This window comes from Streptomyces sp. NPDC001568 (genome assembly GCF_042893755.1).
Classification (GTDB): Bacteria; Actinomycetota; Actinomycetes; order Streptomycetales; family Streptomycetaceae; genus Streptomyces.
Genome location: NZ_JBIAVF010000012.1, coordinates 97,707 through 119,143, shown reverse-complemented (window position 1 = coordinate 119,143; position 21,437 = coordinate 97,707). Strand labels below are relative to the sequence as shown.

General features: G+C 74.1%; 17 protein-coding genes, 5 tRNA genes and 1 pseudogene. 8 read left to right on the top strand and 15 right to left on the bottom strand.

Annotated elements, in window-relative coordinates:
* Positions 1 to 20: 20 nt before the first annotated feature.
* From ACFY0I_RS22855 to ACFY0I_RS22845, 3 genes are read right to left on the bottom strand one after another with little or no spacing between them, the layout of a single operon-like run.
* Positions 21 to 845, bottom strand: a complete 825-nt coding sequence (locus ACFY0I_RS22855) for a GNAT family N-acetyltransferase (protein WP_388898758.1) — start codon at positions 843 to 845, stop codon at positions 21 to 23.
* A 32-nt stretch (positions 846 to 877) separates the two neighbouring features.
* Positions 878 to 1,696 carry an aminotransferase class IV gene (locus tag ACFY0I_RS22850; protein ID WP_388898755.1) on the bottom strand — a complete coding sequence of 273 codons (819 nt, stop codon included), beginning with the start codon at positions 1,694 to 1,696 and terminating at the stop codon, positions 878 to 880.
* Complete coding sequence (locus ACFY0I_RS22845; protein WP_388898752.1) at positions 1,693 to 2,772, bottom strand: chorismate-binding protein; 1,080 nt, start codon at positions 2,770 to 2,772, stop codon at positions 1,693 to 1,695. The genes ACFY0I_RS22850 and ACFY0I_RS22845 overlap by 4 nt, the downstream gene beginning before the upstream one ends.
* 180 nt (positions 2,773 to 2,952) lie before the next feature.
* Between ACFY0I_RS22845 and ACFY0I_RS22840 the strand changes: the two genes are divergently transcribed.
* From ACFY0I_RS22840 to ACFY0I_RS22820, 5 genes are all read left to right on the top strand, one after another.
* Positions 2,953 to 3,025, top strand: a tRNA-Gly gene (locus tag ACFY0I_RS22840).
* Positions 3,026 to 3,066: 41 nt separating this feature from the next.
* Positions 3,067 to 3,140 (top strand) — tRNA-Cys (locus ACFY0I_RS22835).
* A gap of 1 nt (position 3,141) precedes the next feature.
* Positions 3,142 to 3,213 (top strand) — tRNA-Val (locus ACFY0I_RS22830).
* A 19-nt stretch (positions 3,214 to 3,232) separates the two neighbouring features.
* Positions 3,233 to 3,304 (top strand) — tRNA-Val (locus ACFY0I_RS22825).
* Between the two features lie 59 nt (positions 3,305 to 3,363).
* Positions 3,364 to 3,438 (top strand) — tRNA-Val (locus ACFY0I_RS22820).
* Positions 3,439 to 3,513: 75 nt separating this feature from the next.
* Here the strand turns inward: ACFY0I_RS22820 and ACFY0I_RS22815 are convergent.
* From ACFY0I_RS22815 to ACFY0I_RS22805, 3 genes are all read right to left on the bottom strand, one after another.
* Entirely contained in the window at positions 3,514 to 3,825 is a 312-nt protein-coding gene (locus ACFY0I_RS22815; protein ID WP_384000387.1) for a zf-TFIIB domain-containing protein, read from the bottom strand.
* A 65-nt stretch (positions 3,826 to 3,890) separates the two neighbouring features.
* A complete protein-coding gene (locus ACFY0I_RS22810) occupies positions 3,891 to 4,940 on the bottom strand; it encodes a phosphotransferase family protein (protein ID WP_388898748.1) in 1,050 nt (349 codons plus the stop codon).
* A gap of 553 nt (positions 4,941 to 5,493) precedes the next feature.
* Positions 5,494 to 5,679 carry a hypothetical protein gene (locus ACFY0I_RS22805; protein ID WP_362880161.1) on the bottom strand — a complete coding sequence of 62 codons (186 nt, stop codon included), beginning with the start codon at positions 5,677 to 5,679 and terminating at the stop codon, positions 5,494 to 5,496.
* A gap of 549 nt (positions 5,680 to 6,228) precedes the next feature.
* Between ACFY0I_RS22805 and ACFY0I_RS22800 the strand changes: the two genes are divergently transcribed.
* A complete protein-coding gene (locus tag ACFY0I_RS22800) occupies positions 6,229 to 7,413 on the top strand; it encodes a serine/threonine-protein kinase (protein ID WP_388898745.1) in 1,185 nt (394 codons plus the stop codon).
* Positions 7,414 to 7,475: 62 nt separating this feature from the next.
* Here ACFY0I_RS22800 and ACFY0I_RS22795 read toward each other — a convergent pair whose 3' ends face one another.
* The 9 genes and pseudogenes from ACFY0I_RS22795 to ACFY0I_RS22755 form a co-directional block, all read right to left on the bottom strand.
* Positions 7,476 to 8,291: a TrmH family RNA methyltransferase gene (locus ACFY0I_RS22795; RefSeq protein ID WP_388898742.1), complete on the bottom strand. Its 816-nt coding sequence runs from the start codon at positions 8,289 to 8,291 to the stop codon at positions 7,476 to 7,478.
* 112 nt (positions 8,292 to 8,403) lie between these two features.
* Positions 8,404 to 9,666: a uroporphyrinogen-III C-methyltransferase gene (gene cobA / locus ACFY0I_RS22790; protein ID WP_388898740.1), complete on the bottom strand. Its 1,263-nt coding sequence runs from the start codon at positions 9,664 to 9,666 to the stop codon at positions 8,404 to 8,406.
* Between the two features lie 918 nt (positions 9,667 to 10,584).
* A complete protein-coding gene (gene cobT / locus ACFY0I_RS22785) occupies positions 10,585 to 14,256 on the bottom strand; it encodes a nicotinate-nucleotide--dimethylbenzimidazole phosphoribosyltransferase (protein ID WP_388898737.1) in 3,672 nt (1,223 codons plus the stop codon).
* 251 nt (positions 14,257 to 14,507) lie between these two features.
* Positions 14,508 to 15,731: a precorrin-6y C5,15-methyltransferase (decarboxylating) subunit CbiE gene (gene cbiE / locus ACFY0I_RS22780; protein WP_388898734.1), complete on the bottom strand. Its 1,224-nt coding sequence runs from the start codon at positions 15,729 to 15,731 to the stop codon at positions 14,508 to 14,510.
* Positions 15,732 to 15,932: 201 nt separating this feature from the next.
* Positions 15,933 to 16,556, bottom strand: a pseudogene (locus tag ACFY0I_RS22775) (GNAT family N-acetyltransferase); the annotation flags it as partial.
* Between the two features lie 218 nt (positions 16,557 to 16,774).
* Entirely contained in the window at positions 16,775 to 17,641 is an 867-nt protein-coding gene (locus tag ACFY0I_RS22770) for a MetQ/NlpA family ABC transporter substrate-binding protein (protein ID WP_388898731.1), read from the bottom strand.
* A 161-nt stretch (positions 17,642 to 17,802) separates the two neighbouring features.
* Positions 17,803 to 18,471 (bottom strand): methionine ABC transporter permease, encoded by a 669-nt coding sequence (locus tag ACFY0I_RS22765; protein WP_388898729.1) that lies wholly within the window; start codon positions 18,469 to 18,471, stop codon positions 17,803 to 17,805.
* Positions 18,468 to 19,532: a methionine ABC transporter ATP-binding protein gene (locus ACFY0I_RS22760; RefSeq protein ID WP_388899175.1), complete on the bottom strand. Its 1,065-nt coding sequence runs from the start codon at positions 19,530 to 19,532 to the stop codon at positions 18,468 to 18,470. The genes ACFY0I_RS22765 and ACFY0I_RS22760 overlap by 4 nt, the downstream gene beginning before the upstream one ends.
* Positions 19,533 to 19,925: 393 nt before the next feature.
* The gene (locus ACFY0I_RS22755; RefSeq protein ID WP_388898726.1) at positions 19,926 to 20,573 is read right to left on the bottom strand and encodes an HAD-IA family hydrolase; all 648 of its coding nucleotides are present in this window, start codon (positions 20,571 to 20,573) and stop codon (positions 19,926 to 19,928) included.
* 68 nt (positions 20,574 to 20,641) lie between these two features.
* Here ACFY0I_RS22755 and ACFY0I_RS22750 point away from each other — a divergent pair, with 68 nt between their 5' ends.
* Together ACFY0I_RS22750 and ACFY0I_RS22745 are read left to right on the top strand one after the other, a co-directional pair.
* Positions 20,642 to 21,010 (top strand): hypothetical protein, encoded by a 369-nt coding sequence (locus tag ACFY0I_RS22750; protein ID WP_388898723.1) that lies wholly within the window; start codon positions 20,642 to 20,644, stop codon positions 21,008 to 21,010.
* A complete protein-coding gene (locus tag ACFY0I_RS22745; protein ID WP_388898721.1) occupies positions 21,003 to 21,434 on the top strand; it encodes a hypothetical protein in 432 nt (143 codons plus the stop codon). The genes ACFY0I_RS22750 and ACFY0I_RS22745 overlap by 8 nt, the downstream gene beginning before the upstream one ends.
* Positions 21,435 to 21,437 lie beyond the last annotated feature (3 nt).

Here is a 21,437-nt window from a genome sequence, read left to right as displayed (position 1 = left end):
CGGCGACCGGCCGGAGCGACCTAGAGGAGATCCTTGGCGAGGTTGAGGGACGTGGTCCGGTAGCCGAGGGACTCGTACAGCCGCACGGCCGGGGTGTTCTCGCTGAAGACGTGCAGCGCCAGGACCCGGTGTCCCTCGGCGAGGGCGGTCCGCTCGGCCAGGAGCATCAGGTCCCGGCCGTACCCGCGGCCCCGGTGGACCTCGGCGACCTCGACGTCGAAGACGTACGCGTTCCCGTGGAGCGGCGCCACCCACACCTGCCCGACGGGCGCGCCGGCCGCCTCCAGGACGCGCAGGGCGACCCCGGGGGTGTCCAGGCCGCGGGGCAGTTGCGTGTCGTGGTCGGCGGCCGATTTCGCGGCGGCGGCCTCGGGCGACAGGCCCCGCCCGACCCAGTTCGCGGCGTACGACTCCCGGGCCCGGGCGTTCCAGACCTCGTACTCGGCCTCCGTCATCGGGCGGCCGAGGACCCCGGCGGAGAGCGCGGGCGGTTCGGCGGGGAGTTCCTTGGCCATGTTGCGGCTGTACTCGACGTATCCGAGGGCGGAGGCGAGGCGCAGGCCGCCCGCGGAGCCGGCCGGCACGGCGATCCGCACGCGGCGACAGCCCCAGCCGCGCATGACCTCCTCGGCGGCGAGCGCGGCGACGGTCGCCCGCCCGCGCCGCCGGTCCGGCTCGTCGATGGCCAGGTCGCGGATCTCGCCGACCGTCGGCCCGAAGGGCGTGTCGGCGGCGATCAGGAGCGTCCCGACGCGCCTGCTGTTGACCCGGACCTCGTACGGGCGCGAACGGGCGCCGCCCTCGCTCTGCTGAAGCGGCGCGCTCGGCCGCAGGGTGGTGGTCATCGTCGATTTCTACCCGCCCCGCGGCCCCGTGACTACGGGTCGAGGTCCGAGGCCGCGCGCTCGTCGAAGACCCGCATGGCCTTCGCGGTGACCGGACCGGGGGCGCCCAGGGTGCGACCGTCGACGCGGTGGACGGCCTGGACGTCGCGCAGGCTGGAGGTGAGGAACACCTCGTCGGCGTGTTCCAGGGCCTCGAAGGGGAGGTCGGTCTCCTTGGCACCGGTCCACTCGACGGCGAGGGCCCGGGTGATCCCGGCGAGGCAGCCCGAGGCCACGGGCGGGGTGTGCAGTTCGCCGTCCAGGACGACGAACACGTTGGAGCCGGTGCCCTCGCAGAGCTGCCCGACGGTGTTGGCGAAGAGGGCCTCGGAGGCGTCCTCCCGGTGCGCCCGGGCCAGCGCGACCACGTTCTCCGCGTACGAGGTGGTCTTCAGGCCGGTCAGCGGGGAGCGCTCGTTGCGGACCCAGGGGACGGTGATCACCGCGGTGCTGTCGGGCCGCCGGGTGGTGTCGCCCAGGGCGACGATCAGGGTCGGTCCGGTCTCGCCGCGGTCGGAGCCCAGTGGGGACAGCCCGCCGGTGTAGGTGATCCGCAGCCTGCCGAGCGGGACGGGGTCGGCCTCCAGGACGGCGGCGCAGGCCCGGCGCACCTCGTCGAGGTCGGGGTCGGGCAGGCCGAGGCCACGGGCCGAGCGGGTCAGCCGGTCGAGGTGGCGGGTGAGGGCGAAGGCGCGGCCGTCGTGCGCCTTGAGCGTCTCGAAGACGCCGTCGCCCACGGTCAGGCCGTGGTCCAGGACGGACACCTTCGCGTCCTCGGCGTCCCGCAGTGCTCCGTCGAGCCAGATCCTCACCGTACGGTCCCTCCACTCAGGTCGTGCGTCTCGTGTGTGCCCGACGCTACAGCGAGCAGCCGGGCGGCCTTGAGTTCCGTCTCCGCCCACTCGCGGTCGGGGTCGGAACCCCAGGTGATCCCGGCGCCGGTGCCGAAGCACAGGCGCGGTCCGCCGGGTGCCTCCCGGTCGATCCAGAACGTACGGATGCCCACGGCGAGCCCGGCGGTGCGCCGGTCGGCGTCGACCCAGCCGATGCCGCCGCAGTAGGGGCCGCGCGGGGCGGTCTCCAGGGCCTCGATGATCCGCAGTGCGGAGGACTTGGGGGCGCCCGTGACCGAGCCGGGCGGGAAGGTCGCGGCCAGCAGCTCGGGCCAGCCGGCGCCGTCGGCGAGTTCACCGCCGACCGTGGAGACGAGGTGGACCAGGCCCGGGTGCTCCTCCACCGCGCACAGCGCGGGCACCGTGACGGACCCGGTCGCGCAGACCCGGCCGAGGTCGTTCCTGACGAGGTCCACGATCATCACGTTCTCGGCGTGGTCCTTGGGGAGCAGGTCGGCTGCGGTGCGGCCGGTGCCCTTGATCGGACCGGACTCGACGTGGCGCCCGGAGCGGCTCAGGAAGAGCTCCGGGGAGGCGGTGGCGATCTCCACGCCGTGCGCGGGGAGCCGAATCGTTCCTGCATAGGGGGCGGGGTTGCCGCGCGCGAGGAGGCTCGTCAGGGCGTCCACGTCGGCGGTGTGCGGGTCGGGCAGCGGGGCGGACATCACGCGGCAGAGGTTGGCCTGGTAGACCTCCCCGGCCGCGATGTGCTCGCGGATCCGGCGGACACCGCTGACGTACGCGGCCCGGTCCAGGGAGGAGGACCACTGGTCCCGCCCGGGCCCGGACCAGGCGCCCGGCACGGGCGGGGGCACGGGATCGGGTCGTACGTCCCCGAAGCGCGCGCAGACCAGCCGGCCCTCGAAGTCGGCGGCCACCGCCCAGAACCCGGTGGAGTCGAGGGCGGCGGCGTCACTGGTGACGTCGCGGAGGTCGGTCGCGAGGAGGCCGCCGAAGCGGGCGAGGGGAGGCAGGTCGTGAGGCAGGTCGTGCACGGCTGCGAGTCTATGACCGGTGACGCGATGGCGCCGGGGAGGTGACGGTCGGGTGACCGGCGGTGATCGTGCGGCAGCACGCTGCGGAAACGCGTTTTTGAGCTGGCCCGGGAATCCGCTAGAGTTCAACACGTCGCCAGGGAGCGAAGGGGGAACACCCCGGAGCACACACGGTGACCTGCGGACGTAGCTCAGTTGGTAGAGCACCACCTTGCCAAGGTGGATGTCGCGAGTTCGAGTCTCGTCGTCCGCTCGAAGTGGGGGATTTCTTCCCGATAACCCCCGCGGCTCCATGGTGGAGTGGCCGAGAGGCGAGGCAACGGCCTGCAAAGCCGTCTACACGGGTTCAAATCCCGTCTCCACCTCCAAGGACGATTAGCTCAGCGGGAGAGCGCTTCCCTGACACGGAAGAGGTCACTGGTTCAATCCCAGTATCGTCCACTGATCCGCAAGGATCCCCGCGCGATTAGCTCAGCGGGAGAGCGCTTCCCTGACACGGAAGAGGTCACTGGTTCAATCCCAGTATCGCGCACGCAGTTCACCGCAGCTCGTGTAGTACCGTTTCACTGCGGCTTTCGAGCCGTGGAGCCCGCGCGATTAGCTCAGCGGGAGAGCGCTTCCCTGACACGGAAGAGGTCACTGGTTCAATCCCAGTATCGCGCACCATCCGGAAGCCCCGGCCGTCGAAAGACGGCCGGGGCTTCCGCGTTGCCCGTGAGGGTCCAGGCGGGGTTCGGCTCGTCAGGAGGAGAACAACATCCGGCCGAAGCCGCCCTTGTGGTGGCCGTGGTGGCCGTGGTGCCCGTGACCGCCGTGCTGCGGGGCTCCCCAGGCGGGGGCGGGGGCGGCGTGCTGGGCCGGATAGGGCGCCGGCGGCGCGGCGGGCGGCGGGACCTGGGGGTACTGCTGGGCCGTGTACTGGGATTCCAGCCGGGTCAGCGCCTCCAACTCCCCGTAGTCGAGGAAGATGCCGCGGCAGCCGCTGCACTGCTCTATCTGGACACCGTTGCGGTTGTACGTGTGCATCATCGCGTGACACTTCGGACACTGCATGGACCGATCAACTCCTCGCCGTCTGCGTCGACACCGGATGCATGCCCGGTGACGTGGCCCTCACCCTACGACGCGGCCCCGGGCTCCAACTCCGGCGGGATCGCGGCGATTCGGGCACAGGAATCCACCATCAGGCGTTCCGCCCCGTCGAGCGGGCGCCGTTCGGCCGCCGCCTTGGCCAGGGCCAGCGCGCCGCCCTGAACGGTCAGCGCCCGGGCGGCCAGGTCGAGTTCCGGCCACGGGTCGGTACCGGGCGGGCCGGCCGCCGGGCCGCCGGCGGCGCGGTAGGCGTCCAGGAAGCGCAGCCACACCTCCGGGGCGAGCAGCCCGGCCGCGTACCAGGCCGCCGGGCGGGCCAGGTCCCAGGCGGGGGTGCCGATACCGAGGTCGTCCACGTCGATGAGCCGCCAGGGGCCGCCGGGCGCGGGGTGCCGCACCAACTGCCCGAGGTGGAGGTCGCCGTGGCACAGCGTTCCGCCGGGCGGGGCCGCCCGCTCGCCCCGGACCCAGTCGGGCAGGGTCGCGGCGGCCGCCCGCACGGCACGGGCCCCGGGGGCCGGGCCCGGGAGGTGCGGCGGGAGGCGCCGGGATGCGGGGGCGGGTGGGTCCGGGGGGTGCGGGCCGGGGGCGGGCGGGGCGTCCTGCGGGTGGGCGGGCTCCGGGAGGCGGGCGCCGTCGACGGGCGGGACGGCCCGGGCGAGGCGGCGCAGGGCGCGGGCCAGCTTGGCGGGGCCGCGCATCGGGGGGACCGGGCCGGGCAGGGCGTCCGGCGGGGTGCGGTGCAGGGCCGCGAGCAGCCGGGCGGCGGCCTCCCAGGGGGCGTCCTCGGGGCGCTCCGGGTCCACGGGGGTCCCGTACGGCCAGAGGGAGACGGGGCGGCCGTGGACGGTACCGGTCCGCAGCGGGGGCAACAGGACCCCGGCCAGGGGACCGGCTCCGGCGATCCGGAGCCGCAGTGCGAGGGCCTCCGGGTCGGTGTCGGGGGCGTGCGCCTTGGCGACGGCGTCCCCGCAGCGCACCACGGTGCCGTCGTGCCGGTCGGCGAGGAGGGCGTACGGGTGCCCGCTGCCGCCCGACCCCCAGGCGGCGAGCGCGGCGGGCAGGGCGGCGCTCACGGGGCGGCCCGCCCGTGGCCGGGGGTCCCGGCCGGCGCGGTCCCGGGGCCGGCGTACGGGCGTACGGCGGTGGCTGCGGTGCGCGTGGTCGTGCCCGGCGCGGTGTCCCGGATCATCCGGCCCCCTTCTCCCACCAGGAGGGTACGACCGATCCCGTCCCGGATCCGGAGGCGAGGGGGAAACCCCGGGATGTCGCCGTGGTGGGGCGGGACCGCTCGGTACTCCGGCGTACGCCCGGGTGGTCGTGCGAGGGGGTGCGCCGGCACGCGGGCGGTACGGGTGACGGGGCGGGGAGTACCGGGCCGTGTCGTCGGCGCGCCCGCGGTGGGGGCTGCCGTCGCGCCGGCGGGCCGGGTCCGCGGGCGCCCGGCGTCGGCGGTTCGCGCACGGGGTCGGGCGGTGTGGGTGGGGGTGTTGAAAAGGGTGCTGCCCGTCCGGCTCCCCAGCCGTACGGGCAGCACCCTTCACCTGCCGTCCGTCGCGCCCCCGTCCCCACGGGGTTCGACAGGCCGATGTCCCGGCCCGGGCCGCTCTCCCGGGCCTGGGGCGCCGCTCAGCGCCCCAGCATCACGCCCACGGACGACGCCTGCGCCACCACCTGCTCGAAGCCTCCGAAGAGGAAGAGCAGGACGGCGGCCAGGGGGAGCACCATCGCCGCGGCCACCAGCGGGTGACGCGTACCGGACTCATGGCCGTTGAACGCGAATGCCTTGCGTCCCTGCCGTGCGATGTCCGCCATGGTCCTCTCCCTGTCGTTTGGCAGCGGCGGGCTTGACCTCGGGGGACGAGTGCGACACCCGCCGCTTGTCTTCAACACTAGGCGGGCGGGGGGCTGCTGGCCTCATGCCCTCGTACCCATTGCCGGGCCTCCGGGAGGATGACGTACCCGCCCCCGACTACTCCCCTGGGTGGAGACGACTCCCCCGTTGTGAGGGTCTTCCCGGAGGGGATGACCGGAGGGTAGTGACTTCGCTCACTTCCGTCACTCCCCGCGCACGCGTGTCCTCGTGCGGGACGTTGACGCGTCCCTGCGGCCGTTCGGCCCGGCGCGGGCCGCGTCCGCCGGTCCGGATGGGTCGGTGGGCTGCCAATCACCTTGACCCGAGGGGCTCTTGGGGAATGTCACGGGTTCGGGGCAAAGAGGGCCCGATCGGGCGGCACAACCCCCAAGTGGCCTGCTCCGTACTGACGATCGAATCCTGCGGCGAGGGCGCGGCCTCTGAGCGCGCATGGCGGATGGTCCGTAAGCTGTGCCAGGTCAACAGGACGACCGGTCAGCGGGGTGGACATGGCGATGATGCGGCTCCGGCGCGAGGACCCGCGTGTCGTCGGCTCGTTCAGACTGCACCGGCGGCTCGGTGCGGGTGGCATGGGCGTGGTCTACCTGGGGTCCGACCGGCGCGGACAGCGCGTCGCCCTCAAGGTGATCCGACCCGACCTCGCCGAGGACCAGGAGTTCCGTTCCCGCTTCGCGCGGGAGGTGTCCGCCGCCCGACGGATCCGCGGCGGGTGCACCGCGCGGCTGGTGGCCGCCGACCTGGACGCCGAGCGTCCCTGGTTCGCGACGCAGTACGTACCCGGCCCCTCGTTGCACGACAAGGTCGCCGAGGAGGGTCCGCTGACGGCCGCGCAGATCGCAGCGATCGGCGCCGCGCTGTCCGAGGGTCTGGTCGCCGTGCACGAGGCGGGGGTGGTCCACCGGGACCTGAAGCCCTCGAACATCCTGCTCTCCCCCAAGGGCCCCCGGATCATCGATTTCGGCATCGCCTGGGCCACCGGCGCGAGCACGCTCACCCACGTGGGCACCGCCGTGGGCTCCCCCGGTTTCCTCGCGCCCGAACAGGTGCGCGGAGCCGCCGTCACCCCGGCCACCGACGTGTTCGCGCTCGGCGCCACCCTCGCCTACGCGGCGACCGCCGACTCGCCCTTCGGGCACGGCAGTTCCGAGGTGATGCTGTACCGGGTCGTGCACGAGGAGGCGCACCTCCAGGGGGTGCCGGACGCCCTCGCCCCCCTGGTCTCGGCCTGCCTGGCCAAGGATCCGGAGGACCGGCCGACCACCCTCCAGCTGTCGATGCGGCTGAAGGAGATCGCCGCCCGCGAGGCGCAGGGGCTCGGCGACGGCAGGCCGCCGGCGCAGCGCGCCCGGGTGGAACGACCGACGGGCCGGCTCGCCGACGAGTACGCCGAGCAGCGCACGGAGCGTCGTACGGGGAGCCCCGCGCCCACGCCGCGGGCGCAGGGCCCGCACAGCGGACCGCACTCGCGGCCCTCGTCGCCGCGCAACCAGCCCGGTTCCACGGCGGGGCGCACGGGTGGGCGTACGGCGGGTGGGCGGCAGGCGCCGCGGACGACCGGGGCGGGGCGGCGGCCGTCGCGGCCGGACCCGAAGCTGCTGCGGCAGCGACTGATCGTGTTCGTCGTGGTGACCCTCGTCGTCGCCCTGGGCATCGCCCTCGCGCAGCGGCTCTGAGAGCGCGTCGGCGGACCGGCCGGAGCCGGTCCGCCGACCTCTGGCGTGCGCGGGGGCGACGGTTACGCCCCGGAGGCGCCGGCCACCGCGTAGAAGGCGACGGCCGCGGCCGCGCCCACGTTGAGCGAGTCGACGCCGTGCGCCATGGGGATGCGAACCCATTCGTCGGCGGCGACCAGGGCCTGGGTGGACAGGCCGTCGCCCTCCGCGCCGAGCATGAGCGCGACCCGGTCCAGGGTGCGGGGGGCTGCCTCGTCGATCGGCGAGGCCTTCTCGTGCGGGGTGAGGGCGAGCAGCTTGAAGCCGGCTTCCCGTACCGAGTCGAGGCTCTTGGGCCAGGCTTCGAGGCGGGCGTACGGGACGGAGAACACCGCGCCCATGGAGACCTTCACCGAGCGGCGGTAGAGCGGGTCCGCGCAGTCGGGGGACAGCAGGACGGCGTCCATGCCGAGGGCGGCGGCGCTGCGGAAGATGGCGCCGATGTTGGTGTGGTCGTTGACGGCTTCCATGACGGCCACGCGGCGGGCCGCGGACAGCAGTTCCTCGGCCGTGGGCAGCGGCTTGCGCTGCATGGAGGCGAGGGCGCCGCGGTGCACGTGGTAGCCGGTGACGCGTTCGGCGAGCTCCGGGCTGACGGCGTACACCGGGGCGGGGAGCTCGTCGATGACGTCGCGCATGACGTCGACCCACTTGGCGGAGAGCAGCATCGAGCGCATCTCGTACCCGGCGTCCTTGGCCCGTCTGATGACCTTCTCGCCCTCGGCGATGAACAGGCCTTCCGCGGGCTCGCGCCGGCGCCGGAGTTCGACGTCGGTCAGGCCGGTGTAGTCGCGCAGGCGCGGGTCGTCGGGGTCTTCGACGGTGATGAGATCAGCCACAGGGTGATACTGCCTTGTCCTGGGTGTGGTGCCAACGGCCTGTCAGGCGCTGGTGGTGGGAGTACGGGGTCGGGCCCGAACCCGGCGTACGGGATCGGGCCCGAACCGGGGGTCACGGAGTCGCGGGGTTCGCGGGGTTCGCGGGAGTCGCGTTCGCGGGGGTGCCGACGCGGACGACCTCGCCGATGACGATGACCGCCGGCGGGCGGACCTGCTCGGCGCGGACGGTCTCGCCGACGGTGGCCAGGGTGGCGTCCACCCGACGCTGCGTCGCGGTGGTGCCCTCCTGGATCACGGCGACGGGGGTGTCGGCGGAGCGGCCGTGCCGGACCAGGGCCGCGGCGATCAGGCCGATCTTGTCGACGCCCATCAGGATCACCAGTGTGCCGGTGAGCTTGGCGAGGGAGGCCCAGTCCACGAGGGAACGCTCGTCGTCGGGGCCGACGTGGCCGCTGACCACGGTGAACTCGTGCGCGACGCCGCGGTGGGTGACCGGGATGCCGGCCGCGCCGGGCACCGAGATGGAGCTGGAGATGCCGGGGACGACGGTGCAGGCGATGCCCGCCTCGGCGAGGGCCTGGAGTTCCTCCATGCCGCGGCCGAAGACGTACGGGTCCCCGCCCTTGAGACGGACCACGGCCTTGCCGGCCTTGGCGTGCTCGATGAGGGCGTTGTTGATGGCCTCCTGGGCCATGAAGCGACCGTACGGGATCTTCGCGGCGTCGATGACCTCGACGTGCGGCGGGAGTTCGTCGAGGAGGTCGCGGGGGCCGAGCCGGTCGGCGATGACCACGTCGGCCTCGGCCAGCAGGCGGCGGCCGCGGACGGTGATCAGGTCCGGGTCGCCCGGGCCGCCGCCGACGAGGGCGACGCCCGGGGTGTTCTTGTGGCGGTGGCCGGGGGCGACGAGCGAGCCGTCGCGCAGGCCCTCGACGACGGCATCACGGACGGCGGCGGAGCGGCGCGGGTCGTTGCCGGTCAGCACGGCGACGGTGACGCCCTCGACGCGGCCGGTGGCCGGGGTCCAAGCGGTGGCGGCGGAGGCGTCGTCGGCGCGGACGCACCAGACGCGCTCGCGTTCGGCCTCGGCGGAAGCCCGCTCGTTGTCGTCCCGGTTCTGGGTCGCGATCAGGGCGTACCAGGCTCCGGCGAGGTCGCCGTCCTGGTAGCGGCGGCGCTCCCAGCGGATCTCGCCGGTCTCGGCCATCGCGTCCACGGAGGGGGTCGCGGACGGGGAGATGAGCAGGACGTCGGCACCGGCGGCGATCAGCGCGGGCAGTCGGCGCTGGGCGACCTGACCGCCGCCGATGACGACGACGCGGCGCCCGGCAAGGCGGAGGCCGACGGGATAGGCGGGGTATGCCGGGTTTGCCATGGCGGTTGCGGCTCCTGATGCGGCGGAGGGGGTTGCGTGCCGCTGCGGCGCTGGAGCGGCGGGGGGACTGACGTGCGGTTTGTGGTCCGGGTCCACCTTACGGCGCGGGTGCCCTGGCCGGGCGTGGCGGGTACCCGGCCTGGGCGGGGGCGGGTGCGGGTGCGCGTGCCCGGGCCGGACGGGGGTCGGCGCCCAGGCCGGACGGGGGTGGGCGCCCAGGCCGGACTGAGCAGGCGCAAGGTCGCGCGGGGCGGGTGCCCGGACTGGCCAGGAAGCAGGCGCAAGGCCGGGCGGGAGCAGGCGCCAGGTCGCGCGGGGCAAACGCCCGGGCCGGACGAGGGTGGGCGCCCAGGCCGGACGGGGGCGGGCGCATCGTCGCGCGGGGCGGGTGCCTGGGCCGGGCAGGAAGCAGGCGCAAGGCCGGGCGGGAGCAGGCGCCAGGTCGCGCGGGGCAAACGCCCGGGCCGGACGAGGGTGGGCGCCCAAGCCGGACGGGAGCAGGCGCCAGGCCGGGAGGGGGCCGGCGCCCAGGCCGGACGAGGGCGGGCGCAAGGCCGGGAGGGGGCGGGCGCCAGGTCGCGCGGGGCGGGTGTCTGGGCCGGGCAGGAAGCAGGCGCCCGGACCGGACGCGGGCGGGCACCCCGGCCGGACGGGGAGAAGGTGCCAGGTCGGGAGGGGGCCGGTGCAGGTGCCTGGCTCGGCGGGGGCGGGGTCGCGGGGGGGGGCGTGTGCTGAGGGTGCTGCCGGGGTCGGCAGCCTTGCGCGGGGGCGCCCGAGTGCGCCGAATCCACCTCGTCGGAAGCGGGAGCGCCAGGGGCGGCTCGGGCGGGCGCGTGCGGACCGGGAGGGCGTGGGGGCGGAGAGGGGCCGAGCCCGGTTCCTTTGGGTGGGAACCGGGCTCAGGGGGGGCGGGCAGGGTTACTTCTCCGTGACGCCCGCCGAGTCGAAGGTGGCCACCTCGTGCATCGCGCGGGCCGCGCTCTGGACGAGCGGGAGGGCCAGCAGGGCGCCCGTGCCCTCGCCGAGGCGGAGGTCCAGGTCGACCAGCGGGCGCAGGCCGAGCTTGTTCAGGGCCGCCACGTGGCCCGGCTCCGCGCTGCGGTGCCCCGCGATGCACGCCGACAGGGATTCGGGGGCGATGGCGCGGGCCACCAGGGCCGCCGCGCCGGCGCTGACGCCGTCCAGGATCACCGGGGTGCGCAGGGAGGCGCCGCCGAGGAGCAGGCCGACGATCGCCGCGTGCTCCAGGCCGCCGACGGCCGCGAGGACGCCGATCGGGTCCGCCGGGTCGGGCTGGTGGAGTTCCAGGGCGCGGCGTACGACCTCGATCTTGCGGGTGTGGGTCTCGTCGTTGATGCCGGTGCCGCGGCCGGTGACCTCCGCCGGGTCGACCCCGGTGAACACCGAGATCAGGGCCGCGGACACGGTGGTGTTCGCGATGCCCATCTCGCCGGTGAGGAGCGCCTTGTTGCCGGCGGCCACGAGGTCGCGGGCGGTCTCGATGCCGACCTCGATGGCCGCGATCGCTTCCTCGCGGGTCATCGCGGGGCCGACGGAGAGGTCGGCCGTACCCGCACGGACCTTGCGCGGGAGCAGGCCGGGCGTGGCGGGGAGGTCCCCGGCCACGCCGACGTCGATGACGCAGACCTCGGCGCCGACCTGGTTGGCGAAGGCGTTGCAGACGGCCCCGCCGCCCAGGAAGTTCGCGACCATCTGGGTCGTGACCTCCTGCGGCCACGGGGTGACGCCCTGGGCGTGGACACCGTGGTCACCGGCGAAGATCGCGACGGCGGCGGGCTCGGGGATCGGCGGCGGGCAGACCCGGGAGAGCCCGGACAGCTGGGCGGAGATGATCTCCAGCATGCCCAGCGCCCCGGCGGGCTTGGTCATGCGCTTCTGCCGCTCCCAGGCCTCGCCGAGCGCCTTGGCGTCGAGCGGGCGGATGCCGGCGACGGTCTCGGAGAGGAGGTCGTGCGGTGCCTCGCCGGGCAGCGCGCGGCGCCCGTAGGTCTCCTCGTGGACCACCCAGGACAGCGGGCGGCGCTGGGACCAGCCGGCCTGCGCCAGCTCCGGCTCCTCGGGGAACTCGTCCACGTACCCGACGCACAGGTAGGCGACGACCTCCAGGTGCTCCGGCAGGCCGAGCGCGCGGACCATCTCGCGCTCGTCGAAGAAGCTGACCCAGCCGACGCCGAGGCCTTCGGCGCGGGCGGCGAGCCACAGGTTCTCGACGGCGAGGGCGGAGGAGTACGGGGCCATCTGCGGCTGGGTGTGCCGGCCGAGGGTGTGGCGGCCGCCGCGGGTGGGGTCGGCGGTGACGACGATGTTCACCGGGGTGTCGAGGATGGCCTCGATCTTGAGTTCCTTGAACTGCTTCGCCCGGCCCTTGGGCAGCGACTTGGCGTACGCCTCGCGCTGGCGCTGGGCGAGCTCGTGCATGGTGCGGCGGGTCTCGGCCGACCGGATGACGACGAAGTCCCAGGGCTGCGAGTGGCCGACGCTGGGGGCGGTGTGGGCCGCCTCCAGGACGCGCAGGAGCACCTCGTGCGGGATCGGGTCGGTGCGGAAGCCCTTGCGGATGTCGCGGCGCTCGCGCATGACGCGCAGGACGGCCTCGCGCTCGGCGTCGGCGTACCCGGGGGCGGCCTCGCCGGCGGACACGGCGACGGCTTCGGGGAGGCCGGGCGCCTCGAGCTGCTCCGCGGCCTCGCCGGCCTCGGGCATCCCGGGGGCTCCGGCGGCCTCGACCGGTGCGGCGACGGCAGCGGGCACGGACAGGGCCTCGACGGGCGATTCCACGACCTCGGCGGGCGCGGGCAGGCCCTCGGCGGGCTCCGCGACGGCGTCGGGGGCGGGCCCGGCCGGTACGTCGGCCTGCGCGGCGAGCGGTACCGGTACGTCGACCGGCGCATCGGCCGGTACGTCGGCCGGCGCCTCGGGGGCTGCGGCCGGGGCGGGCTCGGGCTCCGGCTCGACGGGGGCCTGAACCACCGTTTCTGCGGGGGCGGGCTCGATCGGCGCCTCGGCCAGGGGCTCTGCGGGAGCCTCCTGAGCCACAGGGGCCTCGGGGGTCACCGGGTCCACCGGGGCCTCGACGGCGGCCGGCGCCTCGGGGGCCGGGGGCGCCTCGGGCTGGTCGGCGGGTTCCGGGAGCCGCGCCGCGGCCGGCTCGGCCTCGGGGGCAGCGAAGGCCTCGGCGGCAGCGACGGGCACGGGGGCCACGGCGGCCTCCGGAACCACGGCCTCGGGGGCCGGGGCCGCCGCGATCGGCTCCGGCACGGATTCCGCCTCGGGCTCCGCCGGCGCGAGGGGCTCGGGCTGCGGCTCGGCGGGCTGCTCGGCCTGCTGTTCCGGGACGGCATGCGGTTCCGGCGCGGCCTGCTGCCCCGGCGCGGCCTCGACGGCCGGCTCGGGCGACAGGACGGCCGCGGCCTCGGCCTCGGCCTCGGGCTGCGGTGCGACGACGGCCTCGGGCTGCGGTGCGACGACGGCTTCGGGCTCCGGCGCGACGGCGGCCTCGGGCACGACCGCCTCGGGCACGACGGTCGGCTCCGGCGCGGGCTCCCGCGACGGCTCCCCCGCGTCGGCGGCGGCGAGGGGATCGCCGGTCGATCGGGCGTCGGACGCGGGCTCCGCGGCGGGAACCTGCTCGGCGGGCACCTGCTCCGCGGCGGCGGGCTCGGCGGCCGGGGCCGGGGCGGCGGCGGGCTCGGTGGCCCACGGGGCGCCGGCCTGCGCCGGGATCTCCGCGGACTGCTGCGGGGCCGCCTGGGCGGCGGCCTCGGCGTGCGAGAAGTCCAGGTACTCCGGGCCGGTGGTCGGCGGTCCCGCGTGACGTACGGGCATGGGCTGCGCCATGGCCGCCGGGCCGGGCGCGGGGACGGTCGGCGCGGGGGCCGCCACGGGCGCCGCGGCCGGGCCGCGGTCCGCCAGCGAGCGGACGACTCCGCCGGTGGCCTCGGGTACGGGCGGGCCCATGTGCAGCGGGCGACGGGCCGGGGCGACCGGGGCCGCCGGCGCGGCGGCGGGCGCGAGGAGGCCGCCGAGGTCGAGGGCGCCGGAGTCACGGCCGCCGGTCTCGTGGGCGCCTGCGCTGTAGGCGGCGGGCTCGGCGTACGCGTCGGGGAAACCGGTCGCGGGGAAGGAAGCGTCGGGCAGCGACCCTTCGGGGTACGAGGCCTCGGCGTAGGCGCCCCCGGGGAAGCCGGTGCCCGGCTGCGCGGGCGGCGGGTAGCCGGCGTCGGAGTAGCCCGTGTCGGGGAAAGCGGGGTGCGGGTAGCCCGCCGCGGGGTTCTGCGGGTACTCGGTGTAGACGGGCTCGGCGGGGAAGTCGGCCGGGAAGGCCGGCACCGGCGGGACCACCTGCGGGTCGCTCCAGGCGCCCTGGCCGCTCGGCATCAGGAGGAGTTCCTCGTCCTCCGCCTCGGCCGGGTCGTCCACGAGGTCCTGGAAGGCGTAGCCCGCCGGAACCTGGGGCGGAACGGGGGGCAGCGGCGGGAGGGGCGGGACCGGAGCGGGGATGCCCTGCTGATCCACCATGCCCGCGTCGTCCGGGTGGCCCTCGCCCGGAACCTGGCCGGTGTCAGTCATGCGTACCCCTCGCCCATCGATGTCGCCTCTTCGATCGCCCGGTGGCCCAGGAGGCCGCCGAGCGGAGTTGCCGTTCGGGGTGGCCGTGCGACCCGTTCGCCGCACCCGCGCCCCGCACAACAACTCCTGAGCATTGTCGCGCTCGTCGGCCACCGTGTCGGCCATAAACCGGCGCGGTCGGCTGTGGACTGCGCCACGTCAGCGTGCCGCAGGGCGGTACGACGATCGGCCAGCCTACCCCGGGCTCCGCTCTAGCGGCTCACGGGGCGTTCGGCTGCCAGGAGGAACACGACGGAACGGTCCTGTTCGGCCCAGGTCCGGGTGTCGAGGCCGACGGACTGGAGGAGCGCGCACTCGACGACGTACCCGTGTTCGGTGAGGGCGCGGCCGATGGCCTCGGCCTCGTCGCGCGTGGAGGCGTGGCTGACGATCCGTTCGGGGCGTCGGTCGGCCACGGCGGCGACGACTTCCGCTCCCCCGCCGCCGACGCGCACGACGTCGGGTTCGGGCAGGTACTCCAGTACGACGGGTGCGCGGCCGACGAGGACCTGGAGCTGGACACCGCGCTTGCGGGCGGCGGCGGTTGCGCGATCGCAGGCACGCGGGTCGACGTCGACGGCGATGACGGCGGCCCCGAGGGCCGCGGCGTCCACGGCGAGGCCGCCGGAGCCGGTCCCGATGTCCCAGACGAGGTCGCCGGTGCGGGGGCCGAGACGGGCGAGTTGGGCGGCGCGCAGCTGCGCCGACTCGCCCTCGCCGGTGGTGCCGGGTTCCGCCGGGAGGGTCTGGGGGCGTGCCCAGCCGCGGGCCCCGGCGAGGCCGGGGTGGCTGCCGAGCAGCCAGGCGGCTTCGGCGGGGGCGGCGGAGTGGCCGGCCCCGCCGATGACGATGACGACGTTGGGGTCGCGCCAGGTGTGGTCGGCGACCTTGTCGGAGGTGAGGACGGTGACGCGCTCCCGGTCGGTGCCCAGTTCCTCGCAGATGACGAAGGTGCGGTGGACGCCGTCGAGCAGCAGGGCGAGTTCGACCGGTCCGGCGCCGGGCGAGGTGAGGACGGCGACCTTCCCGTGGGCCCGGCAGACGTTGACGGCCCGGCGCAGGGTGCGGGGGTGGGCGACGACGACCTGGGCGTCGTCCCACGGCATGCCGGCGCGGGCGAAGGCTGCCGCGACGGCGGACACCGCGGGAACGACCTCGACCTCCAGGCCGTGCTCCGGGGCCCGCAGGGTGCGTACGACGCCGAAGAAGCCGGGGTCGCCGTCGGCGAAGACGACGGCGGTGCCGCGGTGGCCGGCGATGCGGCGGGCGGCGAGGCCGAGGCTGCCGAGGCGGATGCGTTCCGCGGTGGGCGGGACCTCGGGCAGCGCGAGGTGGTGGGCGGCGCCGGCCACCAGGGTGGCGGCGGAGAGGGCGGACCTGGCGGCCGCGGTCAGTGGCGAACCGTCCCAGCCGATCACCGTGACCCGGTCGGCCATCGTCGTCAGTCTCCTGGGGTGGGGGGCGGGCGAAACTGCGTCGCGGGGTCGGGCACGGTGAGACTACCCGGTCACGGGTCAGTGCCAGTCGGCGCCGACGGCGTACCCGCCGGCGTCGGCCCGCCGACCGTAGGCGTACTGGTCCTCGTCGCCGGAGCGGGCGGAGTAGCCGGAGCGGGCGGAGCCGTTCCCGTGGACGTCGTAGCCGTCGTAGCCGCCGGTGTCGTCGAGGTCGTCGAGGTCCTCGGGGACGAGGCTCCAGACGATGAGGTCGGTACGGGTCTCGGCCCAGCCGCCGTCGGCCGCCTGGGTGCGCACTATCCAGGCGTTGCGCAGGACTCCCTCGCTGATGCAGCCGATCTTCTGGGCGACCTGCTGGGAGGCGGTGTTGTCGGCGGCGGTGCGCAGTTCGAGGCGTTCGAAGTGCTGGTCGCGGAAGAGCCATTGGGCGACGGCGAGCACGGACTCGCTGGCGTAGCCCTCACCGCGGGCCCAGGGTGCGGTGACGTGGCCGACCTCGGTGGTGCGGGTGTGCCAGTTGGTGTTCTGGAGGTGGACGATGCCGACGAGTCGTTGGGTGAGGAACTCGGTGACGGCGAAGACGATGCCCCGGCCCTCGGTGCGTTCCGCGTGCGCGTGCCGGGTGGCCCATGCGTGGGCTTCGGCGTGGGTGTAGGGGTGCGGCACCGAGGTCCAGGCGGTGATGTGTTCGTCGTTCATCATCTCGGCGAGCGCGGTGACGTCCTCTTCCTCGAAGGCGCGCAGCACCAGCCGGTCCGTGCTGATGGTGACGTCCGGGAAGGTGGTAGTCATGCGCAGCTCCATGCCTGAGACCGTGGGGCGACCGTGGTGCGGGACCGTTCGAGCGGGTCGTAGGCCACAGCATGCAGCATCGACCGGGGGATGTGCAGGGCCGGGTTGCCCGGAAGCGGGCAGCCCGGGGCCCTGTGCGCCCACGAGTTCGGCCCCGCGCGCCCCGGAGGGTGCGCGGGGCCGGAAACCCGCGGTCGGCCGGGCGGTATCCGCTCGGCGGGGGTGGTGCGTCAGGAGGCGGCGGGTGCGCCGAAGGCCGGGGTGACCGAGCCCTGGTACTTCTCCTCGATGAACTTCTTGACCTCGTCGGAGTTCAGGAGCTTGGCGAGCTTCTGGACGCGCGGGTCGTTCTGGTTGCCGTCCTTGACCGCCAGGAAGTTGGCGTACGGGTTGCCCTCGGCCTTCTCCAGGACCAGGGCGTCCTTGGCCGGCGACAGGTTGGCCTCGAGGGCGTAGTTGCCGTTGATGATCGCGGCGTCGACGTCGTTCAGGGCGCGCGGGACCGTGGCGGCCTCCAGCTCCTTGAACTCCAGGCCCTTCTTGTCGGTGATGTCGGACAGCTTGGCGCTGGTGCCGACGCCTTCCTTGAGGGTGATCAGGTTGTTCGCGGCGAGCAGCTGGAGCGCGCGGCCCTCGTTGGTGGTGTCGTTCGGGACCGCGATGGTCTGGCCGGCCTTGATGTCGGCGACGGACTTGACCTTCTTGGAGTAGAGGCCGAGCGGCTCCAGGTGCACGTTCACGACGGGCACGATGTGCGTGCCGTTCTTCTTGTTGAAGTCGTCGAGGTACGGCTTGTGCTGGAAGTAGTTGCCGTCGACCTGGCCCTGCTCGGTGGCGGTGTTGGGCAGGACGTAGTCCGTGAACTCCTTCACCTCCAGCTTGAGGCCGTCCTTCGCCGCGAGCTTGTCCTTGACGAAGTTCAGGATGTCGGCGTGCGGGCTCGGGGAGGCCGCGATGACCAGGGCCTTGCTCTCGTCGACCTTGGCGCCGGCCTTGGTCGAGGAGGCCGGGTCCGAGGAGCTGCCGCAGGCGGTGAGGCCCAGGGCGAGCGCGGCGGAGGTGGCGGCGAATGCGGTGAGCTTGATGTTCTTGCGCACGAAGAGTGCCTTTCTTGCTGCGGGGACCGGGGTGCCCGCTGGGTGGTGGCCCAAGCACGACAAGTGCGGGCTCTCTTTTTCTGGGGGAAAACTCGTGGGGTGAGGCCTTCGCGGCCTGACCTCGGCGCTTCGGGAACGGTCGTTCCCCTCGCGCGGGCGCGTCAGGCCGTTCGGCCCCTGCGGGACAGGACGCGGACCACGCCGTCGCCGATCAGCTGGATCACCGTGACGAGGGCGATCAGGATGACGACGGTGGCGACCATGAAGCCGGTCTCGAAGCGCTGGAAGCCGTAGGTGATGGCCTTGGATCCGAGTCCTTCGCCGCCGACGGCGCCGGCCATGGCCGAGTAGCCGATCAGGGTGATCAGGGTGGTGGTGACGGCGGCGATCAGCGAGGGCAGGGCCTGCGGCAGCAGCACCTTGCCGACGAGGGTCGGGATGCCGCCGCCCATGGACTCGACGGCTTCGATCAGGCCGTGGTCCACCTCGCGGACGGCGGTCTCGACGAGCCGGGCGAAGAAGGGAATGGCTCCGATGGACAGCGGGACGATCATGGCGGTGGGGCCGATGAAGGTACCGACGACCGCGGTGGTGAAGGGGATCACGGCGATGAGCAGGATGATGAACGGCAGCGAGCGGCCTATGTTCACGATCACGCCGAGGACCTTGTTGAGCGGCTGGTTCTGCAGCAGGCCGCCCTTGTCCGTGAGGACGAGCAGCACGCCGATGGGCAGTCCGCCGAGGACCGTCACCAGGGTGGACCACAGCACCATGTAGAGGGTGTCGTAGGTGCCCTGGGTGAGCAGGGGCTGCATCTCGGACCAGGTCACTTGGCACCATCCTTGACCAGCGCGGCCAGCTCGGAGTCGACGTCCTGCGTCGTGGGTTCGTCGTCGACGACGTCGACCTGGAGGCCCTGCTCGCGCAGGAAGCCGACGGGGACCACGTTGTCCTCGTAGCGGCCCGGGAGCTCGATGCGCATCCGGCCGACCTGCCGGCCGCCGACGGTGTCCATCGCCGCGCCGAGGATGGAGATGTCGATGTTGTAGGTCCGCGACAGCTGGGAGATGACCGGCTGGGTCGCGGCGTCGCCGTGGAAGGTGACGTCGACGACGGTGCGGTCCGGGCCGGTGGCGGTGCCGCTGACCGGGAAGAGCTCCCCGGCGAGTTCGGAGCCGGGGGTGGCGAGCAGTTCGGCGACGGTGCCCGACTCGATGATCCGGCCCCGCTTCATCAGCGCGGCGGAGTCGCAGACGGACTTGACGACGTCCATCTCGTGGGTGATGAGCAGGACGGTCAGGCCCAACTGCTGGTTGAGGTCGCGCAGCAGTTGCAGGATCGAGCGGGTGGTCTCGGGGTCCAGGGCGCTGGTGGCCTCGTCGGAGAGCAGCACCTTGGGGTCGCCGGCCAGGGCGCGGGCGATGCCGACGCGCTGCTTCTGGCCGCCGGAGAGCTGGGCGGGGTAGGCCTTGGCCTTGTCGGAGAGGCCGACGAGGTCGAGGAGTTCGGCGGCCTTGCGGGAACGCTCGCGTCCGGAGACGCCGAGGATCTCCAGGGGCAGCTCGATGTTGGCCTGCACGGTCCGCGAGGACAGCAGGTTGAAGTGCTGGAACACCATGCCGATGCGGCTGCGGGCCTCGCGGAGCTCCTTGCCGGCGCGCCGGCCACGGCCGGCCAGCGCGGTGAGGTCGACGCCGTCGACGCTCACCGTGCCGGTGGTGGGGCGCTCCAGCAGGTTCACGCAGCGGATGAGGGAGGACTTTCCGGCTCCGCTCTGGCCGATGACTCCGTACACCTCGCCCTCGCGGACGTGGAGGTCGACGCCGTCCAGGGCGGTGACCTCGCGGCCACGGGACTGGTAGACCTTCGTGAGGCCCGATGTGGTGATCACAGGAATTCCGTCGCTGTCGAGTGCACGGCGCAGCGGGGTGCCGGGCACGGGGCAAACATCTGGGGACGCGATACGGGTCCAACCGTCACAAAAGGATGGTTTCGACGCGTGCGCGGGCGGAGCGGATCCGTACGGCCGGTCAGGGACCGGCGTGGTGGCGGAGTGGCTCGGCCTGTCTCGCTTCGGGGCGCGGGACTGCAGGAAAAGGGGCCCTCAGAAGGCGCACATTCGACACATACAACGAGCACCGGGCGTCATCGTCGCCTCGGTCGCAAGGGTGCGGCTGCTCGTCGTGGTCATGGATCCAAGTAAAGCAGACATGGCGACTCACCGATCAACACTGTCCGTATAGCGGACGCTTTTCGGCCGCATTCCGGACAACACCGGTCACCGTCAGCCGATCGTCCCAAGTGTCACTCCGGCGTCGGTGACCAGTGCCGACACGGCCGAGAGGTCCCGTACGACCACGTCCGCGTCGAGCTCCTCGGCGGGGTGCGTTGTGGTCAAGGCCACGGTCCTCATGCCGGCGGCGCGGCCGGCGGCCAGCCCCGCGGGGGCGTCCTCGAAGACCACGCAGCGGGCCGGATCGACGCCCAGGCGGCGGGCGGCGAGCAGGAAGGGCTCCGGGTCGGGCTTGCCGCGCGTGATGTCGTCGGCGGCCACCAGTTCGGGGAAGTCGATGCCCACCTCGCGCAGCCGGGCCTCGGCCAGCGGGCGGGTCGCCGAGGTGACCACGGCCCAGCGCCCGGCGGGCAGCGCCGACAGCAGCTCCTTGGTGCCGGGGAGCAGGACGACGCCCCCGGGGACGTCCGCCACCTCCAGGGCCTCGATGCGGGCGAGGGCCTCGGCCCGCACCTCCTCGGGCAGCAGCTCGGCGATGATCTCCGTCGCGGGACGACCGTGCAGCACGACCCGGGCGAAGGCCTCCTCGGCGATCCCGTACTCCCGTGCCCAGCGGGCCCAGCAGCGGTGCACGGATTCCATGGACGACACGAGGGTGCCGTCGTTGTCGAACAGCAGGGCTTCGGCATGCATCTTCATGCCTTCCAGCAAAGCCCGGGTCCAGGGGTGAGCGCATCGGGTCTTTCGGCCCGTAATACCCTCGCTGCATGCTCGACGCCCTGACGGTCGCCATCGGCGCGGCCGCCCTCGCCCTCGCCGCCTGGTGCGGCCTCGCCGCCTGGCGGGACCAGCCGACCAAGGACTGGCACTTCATCGGCATGGCCGTGGTGACCGTACTGGTCCTGGCCCAGCTGGTGATCGGCCTGGTCCAGCTGGCCCGCGGCGAGAAGCCCGGACAGGGCACGGTGATCTTCGTGGCCTACCTGCTGGGCGCCTTCGCGGCGGTCCCGGCCGCCGGGATGCTCTCGCTGACCGAGCGGACGAAGTGGGGTTCGGTGACGGTGGCCGCGGGCGCGGTCGTCCTCGCCGTGCTCGAAGTACGGCTCTACGACATCTGGGGAAGCACCGGTGCCTGACACCCGCACGACCGCGACCGAGCCCGCCGGACGCAGGCGCCTGGTCTCCGGACCGGGACTGCTCCTGGTCTGGCTGTACGGGGTGATGGTGGTCGGCGCCGTCTCGCGCTCGGCGTACCAGATGTCCACGGAGTTCGACCGGGCCCCGCTGGCGTACTCGTTGTCCGGCGCGGCCGCGCTGGCCTACGCCTTCATCACGTACTCGCTGGTGCGGGGCGGCGAGAAGGCGCGCAAGGCGGCCCTGGTGTGCTGCGGCGTCGAGCTGGCCGGCGTGCTGGCCGTGGGCACCTGGACCCTGGTCGACCCGGAGGCCTTCCCCGACGCGACCGTCTGGTCGGACTTCGGCATGGGCTACCTGTTCATCCCGGTGATCCTGCCGATCACCGGGATGCTCTGGCTGCGCGCCAAGCGCGACGAGGCGTAGGAC

Coding starts and splice junctions, on each gene's coding strand:
- ACFY0I_RS22855 (WP_388898758.1), bottom strand. CDS start 845: ATGACCACCACCCTGCGGCCGAGCGCGCCGCTTCAGCAGAGCGAGGGC.
- ACFY0I_RS22815 (WP_384000387.1), bottom strand. CDS start 3,825: ATGCAGTGTCCGAAGTGTCACGCGATGATGCACACGTACAACCGCAAC.
- ACFY0I_RS22805 (WP_362880161.1), bottom strand. CDS start 5,679: ATGGCGGACATCGCACGGCAGGGACGCAAGGCATTCGCGTTCAACGGC.
- ACFY0I_RS22800 (WP_388898745.1), top strand. CDS start 6,229: ATGGCGATGATGCGGCTCCGGCGCGAGGACCCGCGTGTCGTCGGCTCG.
- cobA (WP_388898740.1), bottom strand. CDS start 9,666: ATGGCAAACCCGGCATACCCCGCCTATCCCGTCGGCCTCCGCCTTGCC.
- cobT (WP_388898737.1), bottom strand. CDS start 14,256: ATGACTGACACCGGCCAGGTTCCGGGCGAGGGCCACCCGGACGACGCG.
- cbiE (WP_388898734.1), bottom strand. CDS start 15,731: ATGGCCGACCGGGTCACGGTGATCGGCTGGGACGGTTCGCCACTGACC.
- ACFY0I_RS22755 (WP_388898726.1), bottom strand. CDS start 20,573: ATGAAGATGCATGCCGAAGCCCTGCTGTTCGACAACGACGGCACCCTC.
- ACFY0I_RS22750 (WP_388898723.1), top strand. CDS start 20,642: ATGCTCGACGCCCTGACGGTCGCCATCGGCGCGGCCGCCCTCGCCCTC.